Annotated in this window: 18 protein-coding genes; 7 read left to right on the top strand and 11 right to left on the bottom strand. The window is 70.8% G+C overall.

What is annotated here, in order from left to right; genetic code table 11:
* Window positions 1-19 precede the first annotated feature (19 nt).
* Window positions 20-1,306 (bottom strand): MFS transporter, encoded by a 1,287-nt coding sequence (locus CGL27_RS04130; protein WP_119984609.1) that lies wholly within the window; start codon window positions 1,304-1,306, stop codon window positions 20-22.
* The gene (locus tag CGL27_RS04125; RefSeq protein WP_119984607.1) at window positions 1,303-2,214 is read right to left on the bottom strand and encodes a LysR substrate-binding domain-containing protein; all 912 of its coding nucleotides are present in this window, start codon (window positions 2,212-2,214) and stop codon (window positions 1,303-1,305) included. The genes CGL27_RS04130 and CGL27_RS04125 overlap by 4 nt, the downstream gene beginning before the upstream one ends.
* 151 nt (window positions 2,215-2,365) lie before the next feature.
* Between CGL27_RS04125 and CGL27_RS04120 the strand changes: the two genes are divergently transcribed.
* The 3 genes from CGL27_RS04120 (at window position 2,366) to CGL27_RS04110 (ending at window position 6,424) form a co-directional block, all read left to right on the top strand.
* Entirely contained in the window at window positions 2,366-3,544 is a 1,179-nt protein-coding gene (locus tag CGL27_RS04120; protein WP_119984605.1) for a mandelate racemase/muconate lactonizing enzyme family protein, read from the top strand.
* Window positions 3,545-3,725: 181 nt separating this feature from the next.
* Entirely contained in the window at window positions 3,726-5,048 is a 1,323-nt protein-coding gene (locus tag CGL27_RS04115; RefSeq protein WP_119984603.1) for a gluconate:H+ symporter, read from the top strand.
* 47 nt (window positions 5,049-5,095) lie between these two features.
* Entirely contained in the window at window positions 5,096-6,424 is a 1,329-nt protein-coding gene (locus CGL27_RS04110; RefSeq protein ID WP_078638519.1) for an enolase C-terminal domain-like protein, read from the top strand.
* Window positions 6,425-6,523: 99 nt separating this feature from the next.
* Here CGL27_RS04110 and CGL27_RS04105 read toward each other — a convergent pair whose 3' ends face one another.
* The 6 genes from CGL27_RS04105 to CGL27_RS04080 form a co-directional block, all read right to left on the bottom strand.
* A complete protein-coding gene (locus CGL27_RS04105; RefSeq protein WP_078638518.1) occupies window positions 6,524-6,898 on the bottom strand; it encodes a hypothetical protein in 375 nt (124 codons plus the stop codon).
* An 85-nt stretch (window positions 6,899-6,983) separates the two neighbouring features.
* A complete protein-coding gene (locus CGL27_RS04100) occupies window positions 6,984-7,415 on the bottom strand; it encodes a roadblock/LC7 domain-containing protein (protein WP_119994235.1) in 432 nt (143 codons plus the stop codon).
* A gap of 37 nt (window positions 7,416-7,452) precedes the next feature.
* Window positions 7,453-8,289, bottom strand: coding sequence for a transcriptional regulator (locus CGL27_RS04095; RefSeq protein WP_119984601.1), 837 nt, complete (start codon window positions 8,287-8,289; stop codon window positions 7,453-7,455).
* Window positions 8,286-8,720 carry a hypothetical protein gene (locus tag CGL27_RS04090; protein WP_119984599.1) on the bottom strand — a complete coding sequence of 145 codons (435 nt, stop codon included), beginning with the start codon at window positions 8,718-8,720 and terminating at the stop codon, window positions 8,286-8,288. The genes CGL27_RS04095 and CGL27_RS04090 overlap by 4 nt, the downstream gene beginning before the upstream one ends.
* Before the next feature lie 501 nt (window positions 8,721-9,221).
* On the bottom strand, window positions 9,222-10,040 hold the full coding sequence (locus tag CGL27_RS04085) for a DUF4142 domain-containing protein (RefSeq protein WP_119984597.1): 819 nt from the start codon (window positions 10,038-10,040) through the stop codon (window positions 9,222-9,224).
* Window positions 10,041-10,166: 126 nt separating this feature from the next.
* Window positions 10,167-11,117 carry a LysR family transcriptional regulator gene (locus CGL27_RS04080; protein WP_240450342.1) on the bottom strand — a complete coding sequence of 317 codons (951 nt, stop codon included), beginning with the start codon at window positions 11,115-11,117 and terminating at the stop codon, window positions 10,167-10,169.
* A 114-nt stretch (window positions 11,118-11,231) separates the two neighbouring features.
* On the opposite strand from CGL27_RS04080, the gene CGL27_RS04075 reads away from it, so the two are divergent.
* The 3 genes from CGL27_RS04075 to CGL27_RS51460 all read left to right on the top strand — a co-directional run bounded on the left by CGL27_RS04075 (window position 11,232) and on the right by CGL27_RS51460 (window position 14,768).
* Window positions 11,232-12,218 (top strand): hydroxyacid dehydrogenase, encoded by a 987-nt coding sequence (locus tag CGL27_RS04075; RefSeq protein ID WP_119984593.1) that lies wholly within the window; start codon window positions 11,232-11,234, stop codon window positions 12,216-12,218.
* Window positions 12,219-12,294: 76 nt separating this feature from the next.
* Window positions 12,295-13,425: an enolase C-terminal domain-like protein gene (locus CGL27_RS04070; RefSeq protein ID WP_119984591.1), complete on the top strand. Its 1,131-nt coding sequence runs from the start codon at window positions 12,295-12,297 to the stop codon at window positions 13,423-13,425.
* A gap of 38 nt (window positions 13,426-13,463) precedes the next feature.
* A complete protein-coding gene (locus CGL27_RS51460; RefSeq protein WP_119984589.1) occupies window positions 13,464-14,768 on the top strand; it encodes an extracellular solute-binding protein in 1,305 nt (434 codons plus the stop codon).
* Window positions 14,769-14,844: 76 nt separating this feature from the next.
* Here CGL27_RS51460 and CGL27_RS04060 read toward each other — a convergent pair whose 3' ends face one another.
* On the bottom strand, window positions 14,845-15,792 hold the full coding sequence (locus tag CGL27_RS04060; protein ID WP_119984587.1) for a right-handed parallel beta-helix repeat-containing protein: 948 nt from the start codon (window positions 15,790-15,792) through the stop codon (window positions 14,845-14,847).
* A gap of 209 nt (window positions 15,793-16,001) precedes the next feature.
* Between CGL27_RS04060 and CGL27_RS04055 the strand changes: the two genes are divergently transcribed.
* On the top strand, window positions 16,002-18,389 hold the full coding sequence (locus CGL27_RS04055) for a GH92 family glycosyl hydrolase (protein WP_119984585.1): 2,388 nt from the start codon (window positions 16,002-16,004) through the stop codon (window positions 18,387-18,389).
* Window positions 18,390-18,393: 4 nt separating this feature from the next.
* Here the strand turns inward: CGL27_RS04055 and CGL27_RS04050 are convergent, their stop codons facing one another.
* Together CGL27_RS04050 and CGL27_RS04045 are read right to left on the bottom strand one after the other, a co-directional pair.
* Window positions 18,394-18,795 carry a DUF3662 domain-containing protein gene (locus CGL27_RS04050; RefSeq protein WP_078638505.1) on the bottom strand — a complete coding sequence of 134 codons (402 nt, stop codon included), beginning with the start codon at window positions 18,793-18,795 and terminating at the stop codon, window positions 18,394-18,396.
* A 37-nt stretch (window positions 18,796-18,832) separates the two neighbouring features.
* A complete protein-coding gene (locus CGL27_RS04045) occupies window positions 18,833-20,455 on the bottom strand; it encodes a metallophosphoesterase family protein (protein WP_119984583.1) in 1,623 nt (540 codons plus the stop codon).
* Window positions 20,456-20,500: the final 45 nt, after the last annotated feature.

Here is a 20,500-nt window from a genome sequence, read left to right as displayed (position 1 = left end):
TCATGACGTGGCCGGGGCTTCACGACGTGGCCGGGACTTCATGACGTGGCTGGGTCGGCGCGGACGCCGGAAGGTCCCGGGAGCGCCGGATGGGGGAGAAGAGCAGGATCAGCCCGGCGAGCGGAATCCCCGCCGTGGTGATCCACATGGCGGCCCGGAGGCCCAGCGCGGTGCCGAGCGCGCCGCCGAGCAACGCTCCGAGGGGCAGCGTTCCGTAGCTGACGAACGCCGATGACGCGGTGAGCCGGCCGAGCAGCTCCGGCGGGCAGTAGCGCTGCTGGAAGCTCGCCTTGATCACATTGCCGGCCACCACACCGGCGGTGACGCAGAAACCGCCCGCCACGAACAGCACGACCCACGGTCCCTCGGCGGTCATCGGCATGAGCAGCGCGCCCACGGCCAGCCCCAGCTCGAACAGGAGCGTCGCCCGCGCGTCGCCGACCCGGGCGGCGACCCGGCGTGCGCAGAACGCCCCGACGACACCGCCGAGGCTGACGGCCGCGATGAGCCCACCGACCAGCCCGGGGGACAGCCCGACGGTCCGGACCAGGAAGACCACCCGGATCGACTGGTAGCCCATCAGCGCCAGGTTGGACGCGGCCGCGAAGAGCGTCAGGGTGCGCAGCCACCGGTCGCGGGCGATCAGCCGCAGCCCCTCGGCCACCTCGCGGGCCAGCGCCCGGGGCGGGCGCTCGGTCCGGGGGACGCGCGGTTCGCGGAAGCCGATGCCGGTCAGGCAGGCAAGGGAGACCAGAAAGGTCGCGGCGTTGACGAACATCCCGTTCACCGCGCCCGCCACCTGTGCGATCAGACCGGCGGAGCCCTGGCCGGCGATCTGCGCCGCGGACGCGCTGCCGTGCAGTTTGGCGTTGCCCTCGGGCTGGTCCTCGGGGTTCAGGAGGCGGGCGAGATACGCGCTGTAGGCGGTCTGGAAGAACACCGCCGCCGTACCCGTCAACAGGGCGACGGTCAGCAGCAGTCCGATGCTCAGCAGGCCGCACCAGGCGGCCACCGGAACACATCCGAACAGCACCAGCGAGACCGCGGCGGCGGCCAGCATGACCGGCCTTCGGCGCCACCGGTCCACCCAGGCCCCCGCCGGAAGGCCGATGACCAGCCAAGGGGCCCAGCTCGCGGCGGTCAGCAGACCGACCTCGAAGGTGTCCGCGTGCAAGGTGGTGACCGCGATCAGCGGCATCGCCACTCCGGTGACGGCCGCACCGTACTTCCCGGCGGTCTCACCGCACCACAGCAGCCGGAAGTCACGGTGGCGACGCAGCAGGCCACCGGAGGTTCTGGGTGTCACGACGGGCAGGCTCCTTGAGCGGGAAGAAGGGCGGCCGCGTGGCGGAGCAGTGCGTGCAGGGCCGGGTTGTCGTTGTTCTTACGCCACACGAGGTTGAGTTCTACCGGCTCAGGAGTGGTCAGCTCCACCGATTTGAAGACGATGTTCGGGTAGCGCGGCCGGGCGGCGGTCTCCGGGACCAGGGCCACGCCCCAGCCGCCGTTCACCAGGGCCAGGATGGTGTGGACCTGGCTCAGATACTGGGAGAAGACCGGGGTGGCGTGTGCGGCGCGGAAGATGCTGATGAGCAGCTCGTTGAAGTAGCGCGCCTCGATGGGCGAGTACATCAGCAGGTCCTGCCCGTCGAAGTCGGCCACCCGGAGCGGCCCTTCGCCCGCCGCCAGCGGATGTTCCGTCGGCAGGGCGGCGAGCAGCCGCTCCCGGGCCGCGGGCCGGGACCGCAGATCCGGTCCGGTGACCGAGGGCCGCACCAGGCCCAGGTCCAGGCTCTGCTCGGTGACGGCCTCCAGCTGGTCCCGGGTGACCATCTCGCGCAGGGTGATCTCCGCGCCCGGCATGGCCGCACGGGCGATCTCCAGCAGGGTGCCGAGCACGGAGTGGGCGCTGGCCGCCGTGAAGCCGATGGCGATGGACCCCGCCTCGCCTGTCGCCACCTGCCGGGCGGCGAGGACGGCGTGCTCGGACTGGCGCAGGATACGGCGGGCCTCGGTGAGGAAGGCGCGTCCCGCGGGGGTGAGCCGCACCGAGCGGTTGGTGCGCTCCAGCAACTGGACCCGCAACTCGGTCTCCAGTAGCTGGATCTGGCGGCTCAGCGGCGGCTGGGTCATCTTCAGCCGCTCCGCGGCCCGGGTGAAATGCAGCTCCTCGGCGACCGTCACAAAGCTGATGAGTTGCATGAGCGTGAACAACGATGCTCTCCCGGTATCAACGCATGCCAATTTTAAGTTAGACGTAGATCGTCTGGCGACCTTAGCTTGCAAAGGAGCTCGCCGGCCGCCCCGGGGCGGATCCGGCGATATCCACTCGCCCCGCATACGGGCCCACACACAGGGACAACACGTGGTGACCACATCGCATACGGCAACGCACACCGCGCAGCAGGCAGGTGAGGCAACTCTCGACCGGGTCTCCTGGATCCGAGTGTCCTCGGTCGTCCTTCCCCTGGCCACGCCCATCAGCGACGCCAAGGTTCTCACCGGGCGCCAGAAGCCGATGACGGAGGTGGCCTTCCTCTTCGTCGAACTCGCCACCGAGGAGGGACACCAGGGGATCGGCTTCAGCTACTCCAAGCGCGCGGGAGGCCCCGGCCAGTTCGCCCATGCCCAGGAGATCGCGCCCACCCTCCTCGGTGAGGACCCGAGCGACATCGGCAAGATCTGGACCAAGCTGGTGTGGGCCGGAGCCTCCGTGGGCCGCAGCGGGCTGTCCACCCAGGCGGTGGCGGCCTTCGACATCGCCCTGTGGGACCTCAAGGCCAAGCGGGCCGGGCTGCCGCTGGCCAAGCTGCTGGGGGCACATCGCGACACCGTCCGCTGCTACAACACCTCGGGCGGCTTTCTGCACACGCCGACCGAGCAGGTTCTGGAGAACGCGACGGCCTCCCTGGCCAGCGGAATCGGCGGTATCAAGATCAAGGTGGGGCAGCCGGACGGCAAGGAGGACCTGCGCCGGCTGACCGCCGTACGGGAGCATCTGGGCGACGAGGTGCCGCTGATGGTCGACGCCAATCAGCAGTGGGACCGGCCCACCGCACAGCGCATGGGGCGCGCCTTCGAGGAGTTCGGCCTGGTCTGGATCGAGGAGCCGCTGGACGCCTATGACGCACCGGGCCACGCGGCCCTCGCCGCCTCGCTGGACACCCCGGTGGCCACCGGGGAGATGCTGGCCAGCGTCGCCGAACACTGGGAGCTGATACGCCACAACGCGGCGGACATCATTCAGCCCGACGCACCGCGCATCGGTGGCATCACTCAGTTCCTCAAGCTGGCCACCCTCGCCGAGCAGCACCATCTGCAACTCGCCCCGCACTTCGCGATGGAGATCCACCTCCATCTCGCGGCCGCCTATCCGCAGGAGCCGTGGGTGGAGCATTTCGACTGGCTGGAGCCGCTGTTCAACGAGCGGCTGCAGATCAGCGACGGCCGGATGCGGGTGTCCGCGCGGCCCGGCCTCGGCATCACGCTCAGCGAGCAGGCCCGCGCCTGGACGCGCGCCGAGGCCGAATTCGGCGCCCGGTAAGTCCGGTTCGCGCCGGCGCCTATAGCGAATCCACGGGCACACCCATTGACCAGCGGTGTTCATCGCTCTAGCCTCCATCTTCATATATAGACGGAGTGCATGTACGTGGACTCCTTGGCCCGTGTGGCGATCCGCTCGAGCCTCCAGCTCACCGGCCGCAGTTCAAAGGGGAACTGAAGACATGCCTCTCGTCGTCGTCGGAATCAGCGTGGTGATCCTGCTGTTCCTCATGACCAAGCTGAAGCTCAACGGCTTCATCGCCCTGCTCCTCGTGGCCGTCGGCGTCGCGCTGGTGCAGGGGGTCGAGGTGGAGAAGATCCCCGATGTCCTCGGAGAGGGCGTCGGGGGTCAGATCGGCGACACCATGCTCGTCGTCGGTCTCGGCGCCATGGTCGGCCGGGTCATGGGCGACTGCGGCGCGGCCCAGCGGATAGCCAACACCCTCATCGACACCTTCGGACTGCGCTGGGTCCAGGTGGCGATGGTGGTCACCGCCATGCTCATCGGCGTGACCATGTTCTACGAGGTCGCCTTCGTCATCATCGTGCCGGTGGCGTTCACCATCGTCCGGGTCACCCGGAAGAACCTGCTGTGGGTCGGGCTTCCGATGTCGATCGCCCTGTCGACCATGCACAGCTTTCTGCCGCCGCACCCCGGGCCCACCGCGGTGGCCTCGAGCTTCCACGCCTCCGTCGGCCTGACCCTGTTCTACGGGCTGTTCATCGCCGTTCCGGCCGGTGCGCTGATCGCCCTGGTGTGGCCGCGGCTCCCGTTCGTCCGGCGGATGGACCCCGAGATCCCCAAGGGCCTGGTCAGCGAGCGCACCTTCACCGAGGAGGAGATGCCGGGCCTCGGCTGGTCGCTGTCGGTGGCCCTGGTCCCGGTGGTGCTGATCGCCGGTGCCGCGGTGACCGACATGGCCGTGTCCGGCGACAGCCCCGCCCTGCACGTCATCACCTTCATCGGCTCCGCCCCGATCGCCCTGCTGCTGACCCTGCTGCTGGCGGTGTGGGCGTTCGGCCCCCGGATCGGCCGGAGCCTGGCCGAGGTCAGCGCCTCCTGCAACTCGGCGGCCCAGGCGATGGCGATGATCCTGCTGGTCATCGGGGCCGGCGGCGCCTTCAAGGAGGTCCTGGTCGACGGCGGGATCTCCGACTACATCAAGGACCTCACGGACGACTGGTCCATCTCGCCGATCATCCTCGCCTGGCTCATCGCCGTCGTCCTGCGGGTGGCGCTCGGATCGGCTACGGTCGCCGTGGTCACCGCCGCCGGTGTGGTGCAGCCGCTCCTGGAGAACAGCGGAGTCCACCCCGAGCTGATGGTCCTCGCCGTCTCCTGCGGATCGATCGCCTTCAGCCATGTGAACGACCCCGGCTTCTGGATGTTCAAGGAGTACTTCAACCTCTCCGTCATCGACGCCATCAAGGCGCGCACCACCTACACCACCGTGCTCGCGGTCCTCGGCCTCGGCGGCGTGCTGGCCATCGAGGCCATCATCTGAACCCTCCCCCTGTGCGACCCCTCCGACACCGACCCAAGGACGCCTCGATGAGCCAGCCGACCGTCACCTCGTTCGCCGTCTATCCGGTCGCCGGCCGGGACAGCATGGAGCTGAACCTCTCCGGCGCCCACGGCCCCTACTTCACCCGCAACGTGGTCGTCCTCGAGGACTCCGAGGGCCGTACCGGACTGGGGGAGGTCCCCGGCGGTGAGAAGATCACCCAGACGCTGCGCGACGCCGAATCCCTCGTCGTCGGGGCGCGGGTGGGCGACTACAAGCGGGTGCTGGGCGAGATCGGGCGGCGGTTCCGCGACCGCGACGCCGGGGGCCGGGGCACCCAGACCTTCGATCTGCGCACCACCGTGCACGCCGTCACCGCCGTCGAGTCGGCCCTGCTGGACCTGTTGGGCCAGCATCTGGAGGTGCCCGTGGCGGCGCTCCTGGGCGACGGTCAGCAGCGCGACGCGGTACGGGTCCTGGGCTATCTGTTCTACGTCGGCGACCCCGACCGGACCGACCTGGAGTACGTCCGCGAACCCGGCGCCGAAGCGGAGTGGTACCGCATCCGCCACGAGGAGGCGCTGACCCCCGAGGCGATCGTCCGCCAGGCCGAGGCCACCTACGACCTCTACGGCTTCAAGGACTTCAAGCTCAAGGGTGGTGTCCTGGAGGGAAACGAGGAGGTCAAGGCGGTACGGGCGCTCAAGGAGCGATTCCCCGACGCCCGCATCACCCTCGACCCCAACGGCGCCTGGTCGCTGCGCGAGGCGATCGAGCTGTGCCGGCCGCTGCTCGGCACGCTCGCTTACGCCGAGGACCCCTGCGGGGCCGAGGACGGCTACTCGGGCCGGGAGATCCTGGCCGAGTTCCGGCGCGCCACCGGACTGCCCACGGCCACCAACATGATCGCCACGGACTGGCGGCAGATGACTCACGCACTGGCGCTGCAGTCCGTCTCCATTCCGCTGGCCGACCCCCATTTCTGGACCATGCAGGGGTCGGTGCGGGTGGCCCAGCTCTGCCATGAGATGGGCCTGACCTGGGGATGCCACTCCAACAACCACTTCGACATCTCCCTGGCGATGGTGGCTCACTGCGGAGCCGCCGCCCCGGGCGAGTACAACGCCCTGGACACCCACTGGATCTGGCAGGAGGGACTGGAGCGGCTCACCGTCGAGCCGCCGCGGATCACCGGCGGTGAGATCGCCATCCCGGACGCCCCCGGGCTCGGCATCCGGCTCGACCGCGACCGGCTCCTCGCCGCCCACGCCCTCTACCAGGAGAAGGCGCTGGGGGCGCGGGACGACGCGGTCGGCATGCGCTATCTCGTTCCGGGCTGGACCTTCGACAACAAGCGTCCCTGCCTGGTGCGTTGAGTGCGGTGACCCCGCGCATGCCGACCGGCCCGGTCGGACGGTGGGGCCGCTCATCGAGCGGCCCCCCGTGCCCGTATCGGGGGCGGTACGGCCCGGACCTCAGACCTCCAGCTCGGCCTCGATCCTGCGGAGCTGGTGCCGTGCCATCGCCAGGTTGGCCCGGTTCTTGTCCAGCGCCAGATAGAGGAAGAGGCCCTGGCTGTCCCGGCTCTTCAGCAGCCGTATCAGGTGGTACTGGCTGCCGAGGGTGATGAGGATGTCCTCGATGGAGTCCTGCAGACCGAGCTGTTCCATGGTCCGCACCTTGGCGCGCACCACATCGGTGTTGCCCGCGGCGGCCACCGTCAGGTCGAGTTCTTTTCCGCCGCCCACGGTGCCGAGGGCCATCCCGCTGGAGTAGTCGACCAGCGCGGCGCCGAGGGCGCCCTCGATGGACGTCATCGCCTCTTTGAGCGCGGTCTGGGTGTTCGCCATGATCGTGGCTGTTCCTTTCGATGTCAGTGATGTCCGGTCGGGTGCCGGCGCGGGTGTACGCGCCGGGCGGAAAAGGTCGTGGTGGTCAGGGCTGCTCGGCCCTGCTGAGGGCGACGCCCACCAGGTCGGCGAGCCGGGCGCCCGAGCGGCGGGCCTCCATATGGAGGCGGCCGACATTGGTGCGGTCACCGGCCAGAACGGTCAGCACGGCCGTGGAACCCGCGGCATAGGTGGCCACATAGCCGTTCTCGCCGCGGACCAGCAGTTCGCGGAAGGTGCCCCGCCCGGTGGCGCCCGCCAGCGACTGCGCCACCCCGAGGGCCGCGGCGGTCAGCGCCGCCACGCCCTCGGCCTCGACGGCCGTGTCATGCGCCAGCACCACGCCGTCGCTGGTGGCGGCCAGGGCGCCGGTCACATGGGTCACCCGGGCCCGCAGCCGGCGCAGCTCCTCCAGTACGTCGGGCTCGGCTGCCAGCAGCCACTTCCGCTCCGTGCGCTGCCGCAGGCCGAGTCTCATGACGCCGCGCACGGGGCGGGCGGGTCGGTCGGGGGAATCACAGCGTTGCCTCCAAGGCGTCGCGGAGCCGGCGCAGCAGGTCGATGTCGGGATCGGTGAAGACGGCCGCGGCTTGACCGCGGTCCGGGGCGGGCGGCGCGGAGACGCCGGACCGGGCGGGCAGATCGGGGCCGCCCGGATGTCCCGGACGGGCGGGCCGTGGTGTGGCGACATGGCCCGCCGCCGCCAGCCGCCGAATGTCGATCAGCGTGTGGAAGGCGGGACGGCCCAGTTGCCGCGCGATACGGGCGGGGGTGCGCACCCCGTCGGCCAGCGCCAGCACCGCGCGCTGACGGGCGGTCACCGCCGGGGCGTGGCCATCGGGGCGGCGGAGCACCACCGGCTCGGTGTCCACCTGCGGATACGGCCACAGGGAGTCCAGCAGCTTGCCGCGGCGCCGGGTCTCGCGCTCGACGGCGACCGCGCCCACCGCGCGCACCGGTCCGAGCCAGTGGGCCGCGCCCCGCTGGAAGCCGCGGGGGCCGCTGCCGTGCCCGAGTGCGAAGTACGCCGCGTCGAACAGCGCACCCAGATGGCAGATCTCCAGCTCCGCGTCCGACAGCCGGCCGCTGTCGACGAGGAACCGCCCGACCCCGCCGGCCGGGCCCGTCCGGCCCACCGCCTCCCGCCAGTTGTCGGCGGTCAGCCGCCCACCGGTGGTGAGCAGCACCTCGATCCCGGGGGCCACGGGGCTTTCGGCGTGCACCACCTGGCCGTCCCGGAGATAGACGGTGCCCGCGTCGCACAGCAGGGCGCCGCTGGCCCGCTCGGCGGCGAGCCCGGTGAGGCTGGGCGCGTGGCCGGCTCGCCCACCGGCCCTGCGAGGCATGCTCATATCAGCGCCAGACGCCCGCACATATCGCGCAGCCGCATCCGGGCGAGCGCCAGATTCCCCTCCCGGCGGTCGAGCCAGAGATAGAAGAAGACGCCGCTGTCGAAGGCCGTGTCGACGAAGCGCAGCAGGTGGTAGCAGGTGCTGGTGGTGACGATGACGTCCTCGACGGCGGGCTCCCCGTCCGTATCGTCCGCGTCGGCGCCGCTGTCCGAGCCGCCCTTCACGCCTCCGGAGCCCAGTGCGGCGAACGCCCGCTGCTCGGCGGCCATCCGGGCCAGCTCGGCCGTCTCCGCCGCCGTGGCCTCGGGGTCCTCGTCCCGCACCTCGCCGACCATGCCGAGCGCGAGTCCGCTGGTCCACTCGATCACGGCGGCTCCGCGCGCGCCGTTCACGGTCATCGCTTCCAGCAAGCACTCGTCGATTCCGGGCATGCGGCCTCCCCTTCCCTGCGTCGCCCGTGGCGGGCGCCCACCGGGGCGCTTCGCCAGTGACGGAGAGGTTACGCAGGGTTCAGCGGTTGGGGGTTAAATCCAGTAATGCTCGGAAATAGTGCGGGGCGTGTAGTAGGGTCCGCCGCCCCATGGGCCCCGTATGCCTCGGCAGCCCTGCCGGGCGCCACGCCGGGCCCGGTCACCGGCCCTCTGATCGGATTCATAGCCGCTTAGGGGCCCACCGGGCCACAGACGGGCGGGCGCATATTCCACCGTCCTATTGCAGGCGTGGTGGATGGGTCAGTAGACGGTCGTGCGATGGTCGAGTACGCATTCGCAGGGAGCCGGAACGCGGCGCGGTGCCCGACAGGGGTGCCCACAAGGCTTTCCCGGGGTCGTTTCACACCCCTGTGCCGCACAGAGTGGCGAGATTTGACGGTACCGATGTGGCGGAAACCGCCCGCGTTTCACCCGGCTTGTCTGCGCTGTCCTGACGGTGCGTTACCGAACGGCGGGTGCGGAGGGGGAGGCGGTGGCGCCCGGAGTGGAGGGGGAGGCCGAGGAGCCCGGGGCGTCGTCGACCGGAGCGGGCGGGGAGGGTGTGGGCGGTTCGCCCTTGCCCTCGAGCGAGGCCGGCTTCTTCAGGACCACCATCGGCTCCCCGGGCTTGGGCATCACCGGCTTGGTGAAGTCCGGGCCCTGGGTCGGAGTCTCGGTGATCTGCGCGGGAAGCCGCTCGTAGTCGACCATCCCGGTGTTCTCCATCTGCGTGATGTGGTCCAACACCGTGTTGTTGGCCTGCGTGGCGAGCTGACGCACCAGGGTGTTCTTGCTGGTCGCCCGGATCTTGGCGATGGAGCTGAAGATCTGGCCGTGGGTGATGCGCAGGATCTGGGCCATCTCGCTGTCGAAGTTCTTGCCCGTGGCGGCCGTGAGCGTGTCCAGGAATCCCTGCTGCTGCGGTGTGGGCTTGTTGGGCAGGGTGATGCCGAGTTTGGGCGCGATGTCCCGTGCCGCGTCGTCCAGTTGCGCATGCCCCACGATCAGATGTTCACCGGCTGTCTTCACCGGCGCCGTGGTGCCCTTCTTGAGGGCCAGCTCACCGACGGGGTACTCCCACAGCCCGGCGAGCCGGACCTTGACCACGAACTCCTTGTCGGCCCCGGTGAGCGGTCCGTACTGCGTCGAGTTCGTCTTCGCCAGGTTCGTCTGGTTCTCCTGCTGCACACCCGTCAGGGCGGGCGACATGATCACGCCGAGGGTGACCACCACGGAACCTATGAGGAGGGAGGTACCTGTCACGAAGTACCGGGATCGCATAGAGCCTCCTGGCGGGGACGCCGGTCGTTGTGCAGAGCAGTGTCTGCCCGTGCTTGCACCGGCGAATACGGACCGCGGCGGGTCTGTGCTCAATGGCGCAGCGGTTGTTTACGCCTCTTTGAGCTGTTACTTCGGCCGTGTATGGCCTATCTCACAGCCACCTCCGGCCTCATGCGTCACGGCGCCGCTCCCCAGGCGCTCCCGGGTGAGGACGTCCACCAGCCGCTGGAGGGCCGGGTTGGGGCTGTCGGGGCTCCAGCAGGCGTGGAGGGTGACGGAGTGGGCGTCGGCGGGGGCCAGTTCGCGGTAGCGGACGCCGTGGACGCCCATGGTCATGATCGAGCGGGGTATCAGGGCGCAGCCGAGGCCCGCGCGGACCAGGGCGAGCATGGTGGGTACCTGGGAGGTCAACTGGCTGACGGCGTAGCGGTCCACGCCGATCATGGCGGCGCAGATGTCGTGCAGATAGCGGGAACCCTCGGGGCTGTACCCGATGTAGTCATCGGCCACGTCCGTCAGGGCGACGGGGGAGCTGTCGCCGACGTGGGCCAGCGGGTGGCCGGCGGGGACCGCGAGGACCAGGTCCTCGGAGTGGACCAGGAGCGACGCGTACCCCTCGGGGATGGGCGGCCGCACCAGACCCAGGTCGATGCGCAGCTCCGAGAGGGCGGCGAACTGGTCGGGGCTGACCAGTTCGGTCAGCTCGACGGTGACGTCGGGGAGGTGGCGGTTCACCAGATCCAGGACATCGGCCAGGATGGCGTACGCGCCGATCGCGGTGAAGGCGAGCCGCAGGGTGCCGGTGCGGCCGTCGGCGGCACGACGGGTGGCGGTCGGCGCGGCGTCCAGCAGGGCCAGGACCCGGTGGCAGTGGTCGAGGAAGACCTGGCCCGCGGCGGTGATCCGGGCACCCCGCCCGGTGCGCTCGAACAGGACGACGTCCAGGGCGCGTTCCAGGGCCTGGATCTGACGGGTCAGCGGGGGCTGGGTCATGTTCAGGCGCGCGGCGGCCCGGCCGAAGTGCTGTTCCTCCGCCACCGCCACGAAGCCGCGGAGCTGCTGCGGGGAGAGGTTCATACCCTCAGAGTATGGGGCGATGCGAAAGTGGGCTTGGACGGGCATGGCGGCCCGCCTCTACGGTCATGACGACCGCCAGGGCAGATCCGCGCCGATCCCGTCCGAGGAGCCAGGTTGTCCAGACTCGCCGTCGCCATGACCCCCCAGCGTGCCGCCGATGTGATCAGCGCCGAGGCCCGGCAGCTGATCGAGAAACGTTACGAAGTGACCTGGGCCGATGAGCCGCTGACCGAGGACGGGGTGGCCCGGCTCGCCGTCGGCAGTGACGTACTGCTGACCAGTTGGGGCACGCCCCGTCTGGACCGGGCGATCTGGTCAGGCGGCGGTGGCCCTCAGGTGGTGGCGCACGCCGCCGGGACGGTGAAGAAGCTCATCGACCGCGAGGTGCTCGACCAGGGCGTCACGGTCTTCTCGGCCGCCGGGCGGATCGCCTGGTCCGTGGGGGAGTACTGCCTGGCGGCGATGCTCACCCTGGCCCGCCGGCTGCCGCTGTTCGACACCGCGATACGGGCCGGCGGCTGGAAGCAGAGCGGTTTCCGGGGCGGTGAACTCACCGGCCACCGGGTGGGCATCCTCGGCGCGAGCTCCACGGCCCGCGCCCTGATCACCCTGCTCCGGCCGTTCGGCTGCGAGGTGGTGGTGTACGACCCGTATCTGGACCAGGAGCGGGCCGCCGCGCTGGGGGTACGGACCGCCACGCTCGAGGAGGCGCTCGGCTGCCCGTTCGTCTCCGTCCATGTGCCCGATGTCGCCGAGACCCGCGGCCTGGTGAGCGCCCGGCTCATCGAGCGGATCCCCGACCACGCCGTGGTCGTCAACTCCGCGCGGGGACCGGCCGTCGACCAGGGCGCGCTGCTCGAACAGGTGCTGGCGGGGCGGCTGTTCGCCGCGCTGGACGTCTTCGACCCCGAGCCGCCGCACCTCGGCGAGTCCGTGCTGAGCTGCCCCAATCTGCTGCTCACCCCACATATCGCCGGGGACACCGTGGACGGGCATCTGGCGCTGGCCGGCTATGTGATGGCGGACGTCGCCGACTGGCTGGACAAGGGCGTCCGCGGTCCCAGTTTCGTCGACCCCGCCTCCTGGCCCATCGCCGCCTGAGCCACCTCCTGAGCCACCTCCGCACTCCGTACCCGACCGTTCGCGTCATCGACCTCATTGACAGGAGTCACTCACCATGTCGCGTATCACGGCGGTCGAGGTCTTCCCCGTGGCCGTGCCGTTCGCCCGGCGGTTCGTGCTGGGCAGCGGCACCGTCGGCACCCCCGACCAGGCGGGTGCGGTCGTCTTCGTCAAGCTGACCACCGAGGACGGGGTCGTCGGCTGGGGCGAACAGCGGGCCCTGCCCAGCTGGAGCTACGAGACCGCCGAGACGATCGCCGTGGTCATCAAGCGCCATCTGGCCCCCATCCTGCTCGAACTCACCCCGTTCGACGTGGAGTTGTTCCACGCCTGGGCGAACCGCCGGCTGAGCCCCGCGGTGTCCAACGGCTTTCCGTTCGCCCGGGCCGCGGTGGACATCGCCCTGCACGACGCGGCCGGCAAACTGGCCGGGCTGCCCGTCCACGCCCTGCTGGGCGGCAAGCTCCGGGACACGGTTCCGCTCTGCTCGGCCATCGGCGTGGGCGAGCCCTCCGCCGTCCGCGAGCACGCGCTCCAGTCCTCGGACTACACCGCCTACAAGGTGAAGATCGGCGGCGATCCCGTCGCGGACACCGCGGCCATCACCGCGGTCGCGGAGGTCGCCGCGGGCAAACCCCTGTGGCTGGACGCCAATCAGTCCTACCGGCCGACCGCCCTGACCCGGCTCATGGACGCGGTACGCGAGGTGCCGCACCTCCACTGCGTGGAACAGCCCGTGCCGGGCACCGACACCCTCGCCCTGCGCCGGGTGCGGGATCTGATCGGCCTGCCGGTCGCCATCGACGAGGGCAGCTTCACCGCCCAGGGCCTGGCCCGCACACTGCGCCTGGACGCCGCCGATCTGGTGGTCGTCAAGATCTGCAAGTCCGGCGGCCTGCGCAACGCCCTCAAGACCGCCCAGGTCGCGCTGGCGGGCGGGCTGGAGGTGCTGGCCAGCGGGCTGACCGACTGCGGGATCGGCTTCGCTGCCGCGCTGCACCTCTTCAGCCAGCTGGAACTGGCCCTGCCCGCCGAACTGAACGGACCGGAGCTGCTGACCGATCTCTACGTGGCGAACCTGGACATCGTCGCGGCCACCGCCACCGTCCCCTCCGGTCCCGGCCTCGGCGTCGAGGTCGACGAGGAACGCATCCGCGCCGAATCCCTGGACCTGGCCTTTCTCTGAACTCGGCCGCACTCCGACCCAGCAGCGAGGAGACGACGATGTCTTCCAGCTTTTCCCGTCGTGCCCTGCTCAAGGGGGCGGCCCTCGGCGGGCTCGCCACCACGGGAGCCCTCAGCGGCTGTTCCTCCGGCCCGCCGCCCGGCACGGCCACCTGGTCCATGTGGTCCAGCAGCCCCGAGGAGCAGCGGGTCTGGACCGACTTCGGGCATTACGTCGAGCGGCGGATGCACATCAGATCGGCCTCGACGCTCACCCCCTCCGACGGCTACCCCACCAAACTCGACCTGCAGCTCGTCAGCGGAACGGCAAGCATGGTCACCGCCCTGAACGGCTGGCTGATCCCCGCCTACGCCTCCCGCGGCGCGCACCGGCCGCTCGACGATCTCATCGCCGCGGACCCCGACTTCGACCTCGACGACTTCTACCCCGCCATTCGCTCCATCTCCTCGTTCGCCGGCCGCACCTACGCCATCGGCTTCGATGTGGCGCCGACCGTGCTCTACTACAACAAGACGCTGCTGGAGCGGAACGGCGTCGATCCGCCCTCCCCGACCGAGCCCATGAGCTGGGACACCTTCCGGCAACTGGCCATCGAGCTGAGCAAGCCGAAGGACCAGTACGGCTTCACCTGCTCGCCGACCATCGACGACCTGGTGTCCTGGATCTACTGCGCCGGTCCGGCCGAAGCCGGACGGCTGCTGCCTCAGTTCACCGCGCGGCTGCGGGCCGAGGGGGTCGAGGTGATCAGCGTGGCCGGCGATCTCGGCGAACCCGTCTTCGCGGCCTGCCAGGAGGCCGGCGTGCCGATGATCCGGGTCATGGCCGAGCTGGGCCCCGACGGCTATGCCGCCTCGGTCCGCCGCGTACGGCGGCGGCTGGAGGACGCGGCGCCCCTCGCGGAGCGGTACGGCGTCCAGGTCGGGGTGCAGCCGCACCACGGGCGCTATGTGTCCTCCGCGCTGGGGGTGATGGATCTCCTCGACGGCCTGCCGGCCCCGCACTTCCGGGTGATCTGGGACGCCGCCCACGACGCGCTGGCGGGCGACGATCCGCGGATCACCCTGCCCCTGGTCGCCGAGCGGCTCGGCATCGTCAACCTCAAGAACATCATCCATGTGCGCACCGAACCGGCCGCCGGAGCCGTCGGCGGGCACTGGAAGCCCTGGTTCGTGCCGGGCCCCGACGGGCTGGCCGACTGGTCGGCGGCGCTCGGCCAGTTGGCGGAGCTCGGCTACACGGGCCCGGTGTGTCTGTCCGGGCAGTACTCCGACTCCGGCGTCCCAGTCGAGGAACGCCTGATGGCCGATCTGGCGGCGGCACGCGACGCGGCGGGCGCCGCCTGACCGGGCGTCCCGCTCACCGGGGGGAGCGGGAGAACCCCGCGCCCCCGCTCCCCCCGGCCCCTCCTCCCAGAGGCTCCTACGGCGGGCCGCCCGGCTCGGGGCCCCGGTAGCCCGCCCTGGACGAATCGTCGATGCCCACCTCGTAGCGGATACCGGAGTGGAGGGTGTTGCCGTCGACCCGGGCGCCGGTCGAGTGGTAGGCGAGGCCGATGGCGTGGTCGGTGGGGGCGGCGAACACATTGCCGGTGATGGTGGCGTTCCGCACGTCCTCGAACATCAGGGCCTGGGAGGCGCGCAGCGTCTCGCAGTGGTTGCCCCTGATGGTGAAGTCGGAGGTGGTGCCCCGGCCGTCGCCCTCGCCGTCGTTCGGGCCCTCGGCCATCAGGCACATGTTGTCCACCTTCTCGCAGCGGTTGTTCTCGATCCGCACGCGATGGCTGGGCGGGGTGTCGCTGGCGAAGGTCTGCATGCAGTCGGCGTGCCGACCGTGGCTGTTGTCGGTGTCGCGGACGGTGTTGTGCGCGATCGTCAGGTCGTCGCCGAAGAACCGGATACCGTCGCCGTCCCCGCCCCTCGGGCCGATCACGGTGTTGTTCCGCACGGTGACGCGGTGGCCGGTCAGCTCGATCCCGGGCGCCTCCGGGCGGACGGACCGGAACCCCTCGACGATCACATCGTCGGCCTCGATGGTGATGCCGTCCACGGCGTCCCCGCCCCCGGCGTAGGTGATCGGGTGCTCCCGGCTTCCGCCCCTGGTGATGACCAGCCGCTGCCGGGACAGATCGCCGTCGAAGCAGACGGTGTCGCCCGGCTTCGCCCGGCGCGCGGCCTCCCGTGGGGTGGCGGCGTGCAGGGTGCAGGGCGCGGCCCCCCGCACGGTGGCGGGCGACCCCGTCGGCGCGGCGGCGCCCGAGCCGCCGTCCGCGTCCCGCTCCCGGGGCCACGACGGACTCGCCAGGGCGGCCATGAGTGCGAGGACCGAGACGGCGAGGAAGCCGAGGACGAGTCTCCATGTGATCCGCATGGCGGGAACCGTAGACCCGGGTCCCGGGGACCGGTCCCGCCGTCAACCGCGCATCGCTGTTGCACGGTTCACTCCACCGTCACCGTGTGCCTCTAGGTTCACATCGACACACGGAAGGGCGTGATCCCCGATGGAGACGCACGGAGCACAGCGAAAGAGACTCAGACGCCGATCGGCGCTGGTCGGCGCTGGTCGGCGGGGGAGTGGCGGTGGCGATCGGCGCACTGCTCGCCCCGCTCGTCGAGGCCCCCGCGGCAAGCGCGGCGCCACGGGCCGACGAGGTACGTCACCCCGTCGACTACGTGGACCCGCTGATCGGCTCGGCGGGCGGTGGCAACACCTACCCGGGCGCCAATCTGCCGTTCGGCATGATCGCCTGGTCGCCGACCAGCACCGCGGGCGACCAGACCAACACCGCGGCGGCCAACGGCTATTCCTACGACACCACCCGGGTCCGGGGCTTCAGCCTCACCCATGTCAACGGCGCGGGCTGCCACCCCGGAGCCGCGGGCGATGTGCCGATCATGCCGTTCGTGGGCGAGGTCGACAGCTCGCCCACCGCCGACACCAAGGACCAGAAGTACGCCGCCGGTTTCTCGCACGACCAGGAGAAGGCCGAGCCCGGTCGCTACCGGGTGGGGCTCGACTCGGGCGCGGCCGCCGATCTCGCGGTGAGCGAGCGGGCCGGTGTCGCCGACTTCTCCTTTCCCAAGGACGCTCCGGCCCGTCTGCTGTTCCGCACCTCCAACTCCCTCAACGGCAGCGAGAACGCGCATATCGAGATCGACGCCGAGCGGCGCAAGGTCAGCGGCTGGGTGCTGACCGGCGCGTTCTGCGGGCGGCGCGCCAACGGCGGTGAGAACAACCGCACGACGTACTACCGCCTCTACTTCAGCGCCTCGTTCGACCGCGCCTTCTCCACCGTGGGCACCTGGGAGAACGACCGGCTCTCACTCGGCGCCACCACCGCCGACGGCGGCGAGGGCTATCTCACCGGCGCCGACCGGGCCGGGCGTGGCTCCGGCGGATACGTCGGCTTCGACACCACCCGGGACAACGATGTCCGGATGCGGCTCGGCATCTCGTACGTCTCCCGCGCGGGCGCCGAGGCCAACCTCCGCGCCGAGATAGCGCCCCGGGCGAGCGTCGCCGACGTGGCGGCGGCCGGACGGGCCGCCTGGGACCGCCGGCTGCGCGCCATCCGGATCAGCGGCGGCAGCGAGCCGCGCCGTACCGCGTTCTACACCGCCCTCTACCACGCGCTCCAGCAGCCCAACCTGATCAGCGACACCGACGGCCGCTACCCGGGCATGGACGGCACACCGCACCGCCTCGAGCGCGGGCAGACGGCGCAGTACAGCAACTTCTCCGGCTGGGACCAGTACCGCGCCCAGGTGCAGCTGCTCGCCCTGCTCCAGCCCCGGGTCGCCGGGGACTTCGCGCAGTCGCTGTTCAACTTCGCCCGGCAGAACGGCGGGGTGTGGGACCGCTGGGTGCACATCAGCGGCGCCACCCATGTGATGACGGGCGACCCCTCCGCCGCCACGCTCGCCACCTTCTACACCATGGGGGTACGGAACTTCGACGCCAAGGGTGCCTTCGACTCCCTCTACCGCCAGGCCACCGTCCCCCACCCCGACGGGCTCTCCGACAAGGGCTGCCCGGGACAGTGCGAGGGCCAGCGCCCGAACCTCGCCCAGTACCTGGACTCGGGGTACGCGGCGCAGGACGCCTGCCACTGCTGGGGCGGCGCCGCGGAAACCCTGGAGGACTCCGTCGCCGATGACGCGCTCGCCCGCTGGGCCCGGCTGCTCGGCCGGGAGAAGGAGGCCGATGAACTCGGCGCACGCGGCGGCTACTGGCGCCATGTGTTCAACCCCGAGGCCACCGGCACGGCGGGCTACATCCAGGCCAGAAACCGGGACGGCTCCTGGGTGACCCCCTTCGACCCGGCGTCCGACCGGGGATTCGCCCAGGGCAGCGCGGCCACGTACACCTGGATGGTGCCGCAGGACGTACAGGGGCTCGCCGAGGCCATGGGCGGACGCGAGAGCGCGGCGGCCCGGCTGGACGGCTTCTTCCACAAGCCCGACGGCTCCTGGTCGGTCCGCGGCGGCGATCCGCTGCGCTACGACCCCACCAACGAACCGGGCATCCACGCCCCCTGGCTCTACAACGCGCTCGGACAGCCCTGGAAGACCCAGGAGACGGTGCGCCAGATCGTCGCCACCGTGTACGGAACCGGGCCGAAGGGGCTGCCCGGCAACGACGACCTGGGCACCATGTCCGCGTGGTACGTGTTCGCGGCGCTCGGCATCTATCCCCAGGCCCCGGGGCGTGCCGAGGCCCTGCTCACCGGACCGCTCTTCCCTCGTGCGGTGATCGCCCCGGCGGGGCAGCGGCGCGCCCTGACCATCGGCGCCCCGGACGCCTCCGACACACGCCTCTATGTGCACGCGGTGCGGGTGAACGGCACACCCCACGCCGCCTCATGGCTCGACGGCTCGTTCCTGCGCCAGGGCGGATCGCTCTCCTTCGACCTGGCCGACCGGCCCGACACCACGTGGGCCACCGACCCGGGCGGGCTGCCCCGCTGACGCACTAGCCCGGCGCGTCGGCGAACACGTCCGCGCGGATATGGGCCATGGGCCGACCCGCCACCCGGTACCTGCCATTGGGCACCCGGCCGGACCGGGACACATGCACGGTGAGCGGGCCGGCCCACTCATAGCCCTTGTCCTCCGCATGACGCGCCAGGCGGTCCGTCAGCTCCTGTCCCACCTGACAGCCACGCCGGGTGAGCTCGTCATGGACCGCGTCGGCGAGCTCGACGTCATAGACGTTGGGCACGACCACCCGGGTCGGTCCGCACACCACGGCGTGGCTGTCGCATTCATGTTTGAGCGCGCCGAGGAGTTCGACGGGCTCGCTGCGGACCACCTTGGCCAGCAGCGATTCCTCCCAGCGCGCTATCGCCCGTTCCCATCGGTTCAGCGTCTGCATGCTCTCCCGCGTTCCCGATACGGATCACCTCATGCCCTCATCGGCGGCGCTCACCGTCGCCGCGGGTCCGCCGGAGCGTGAAGGTGTCCACGGGTTCGGTACGGCCGTAGAGCCCGGTGACCGCGTAATAGGTCACCGTCATCGTGGTGAGGCCGCCCGGTCCGGTGCCGGGGTCGACGGAGAACGCGGCGAAGCCGTAGGGGTTCACCCGGTCGCGCACCGCCGACCACGGGGCCGCCTCCGTCACATAGACCGGGGTCTTATGGCCATTCGCACCGGTGGCTCCGACACCGGTGATGACATTGCACCGCGGGGTGTCGAACAGGACGTCCATCGAAGGGACCGAGGTGCCACCGCCACCGATGACCATATGGACGGTTCCCTCGGTGGTGTCCACCAGATCGGTGCGGGTGGCGGCGGGGGTCGGCGTCATCGTGTCGTTGGGCTCCCGGCCACGGATCGGGTGGGAGCGCTCATAGTGGTGTTCATGGCCGCAGACGACCAGGTCGACGCCGTAGGTGTCGAAGAGCGGCAGCCACTCCTGCCGGATGCCGAGGTCGGCGCCGTTGCCCGGGTGGTCGGCCGTGGAGACGACCACCTGGTGCATGACGACCACGATCCAGTCGATGTCCCGGTCGGCCCGGGCCCGTGCGAGCTCGGCCTCCAGCCAGCGCCGCTGGGCCCCGCCGGAATAGCCCCGCACATAGGTGTTCCCGGCGTCCTGATAGGCCACGTCGTCATTGGCCAGGCTCACGACGCGCACCGAGCCTACGGTGAAGGCGTACCACAGCCCCTGGGTCTCGGCGTCGCCTCCGTTGCCGGGCAGCGAGAAGTACGCCTGGTAGGCGGCGAACCCGATCGGCCCGTTGCCCAGCTCGTTCTCGTGGTTGCCGGCCGCGGGCATCCACGGCCTGAACCGCGAGGACCGGCTGGTCATGTCGAACCAGTCCGACCAGGTGCGCAGCCGGTCCTCGGACAGATTGGCGTAGCACAGATCGCCGTTGATGAGATGGAACAACGGCGCGACCCGCTCGACGGCGGTGGTCACGTCGTTGGCGTATGGCGAGCCCAGGTTGTCGTTGAGGTAGGTGAGCTTCTCGGTGATCTTCGGCGGCTTGGGGCCGTTCAGCTTGCCCACCGTGGGCGTGCCCTGGTCGCCGAAGCTGGTGAAGGTGAACGGTGCCCGGCCACTCGGCCCGGTGTGGAACGACCCCGCCTCCGGGGTCGCCCCGTCGTGGACGGCGGCGTAGACGTAGCCGGTGCCGGGGCGCAGCCGGCTCAGCCGGGCGTGATGGACGTAGATGCGCTGCTGGGATTTGGCGTCCCGGTAGGAGGTGGTCCGCGCGGTGACCTCGGTGCCCATGCCATGGGCCGGGGTGCCGAACATGACACGTGGCCGTCTCACCGGGACCGGTGTCTGCCAGGACACCACGACCTCCCGGGCGGCGTCGGCCCCGAACTGCAGATGCAGCCCGCTCACCGGCGGCATCCCGGATCCCTCCGGCCGGGTCCACAGCACCGGCGAGGCCGCCACTGCCTGCTGCTGGGACATCAAGGTGCCCGCACCGGCCGCCGCCGCGCCGGCCGCGCCCAGCAGCCCCCGGCGGCTCACCCGGGACTCCGTCGATGTGGTGCCCGTGGTCTTCGGTGTCGTCGTCATGGGGCGAAGCTCCCATGCGCTCGCCGCCGCCTGACACCGTGGCGC

The organism is Streptomyces sp. 11-1-2 (genome assembly GCF_003595545.1).
GTDB lineage: Bacteria > Actinomycetota > Actinomycetes > Streptomycetales > Streptomycetaceae > Streptomyces > Streptomyces hygroscopicus_B.
This window is presented reverse-complemented; position numbering and strand designations above follow the sequence as displayed.

What these genes read in the sequence shown, in the direction of transcription:
- CGL27_RS04115 (WP_119984603.1), top strand. Translation starts at nt 3,726, where the DNA reads ATGCCTCTCGTCGTCGTCGGAATCAGCGTGGTGATCCTGCTGTTCCTC.
- CGL27_RS04110 (WP_078638519.1), top strand. Translation starts at nt 5,096, where the DNA reads ATGAGCCAGCCGACCGTCACCTCGTTCGCCGTCTATCCGGTCGCCGGC.
- CGL27_RS04105 (WP_078638518.1), bottom strand. Translation starts at nt 6,898, where the DNA reads ATGGCGAACACCCAGACCGCGCTCAAAGAGGCGATGACGTCCATCGAG.
- CGL27_RS04100 (WP_119994235.1), bottom strand. Translation starts at nt 7,415, where the DNA reads ATGAGACTCGGCCTGCGGCAGCGCACGGAGCGGAAGTGGCTGCTGGCA.
- CGL27_RS04095 (WP_119984601.1), bottom strand. Translation starts at nt 8,289, where the DNA reads ATGAGCATGCCTCGCAGGGCCGGTGGGCGAGCCGGCCACGCGCCCAGC.
- CGL27_RS04090 (WP_119984599.1), bottom strand. Translation starts at nt 8,720, where the DNA reads ATGCCCGGAATCGACGAGTGCTTGCTGGAAGCGATGACCGTGAACGGC.
- CGL27_RS04085 (WP_119984597.1), bottom strand. Translation starts at nt 10,040, where the DNA reads ATGCGATCCCGGTACTTCGTGACAGGTACCTCCCTCCTCATAGGTTCC.
- CGL27_RS04080 (WP_240450342.1), bottom strand. Translation starts at nt 11,117, where the DNA reads ATGAACCTCTCCCCGCAGCAGCTCCGCGGCTTCGTGGCGGTGGCGGAG.
- CGL27_RS04070 (WP_119984591.1), top strand. Translation starts at nt 12,295, where the DNA reads ATGTCGCGTATCACGGCGGTCGAGGTCTTCCCCGTGGCCGTGCCGTTC.
- CGL27_RS51460 (WP_119984589.1), top strand. Translation starts at nt 13,464, where the DNA reads ATGTCTTCCAGCTTTTCCCGTCGTGCCCTGCTCAAGGGGGCGGCCCTC.
- CGL27_RS04060 (WP_119984587.1), bottom strand. Translation starts at nt 15,792, where the DNA reads ATGCGGATCACATGGAGACTCGTCCTCGGCTTCCTCGCCGTCTCGGTC.
- CGL27_RS04050 (WP_078638505.1), bottom strand. Translation starts at nt 18,795, where the DNA reads ATGCAGACGCTGAACCGATGGGAACGGGCGATAGCGCGCTGGGAGGAA.
- CGL27_RS04045 (WP_119984583.1), bottom strand. Translation starts at nt 20,455, where the DNA reads ATGACGACGACACCGAAGACCACGGGCACCACATCGACGGAGTCCCGG.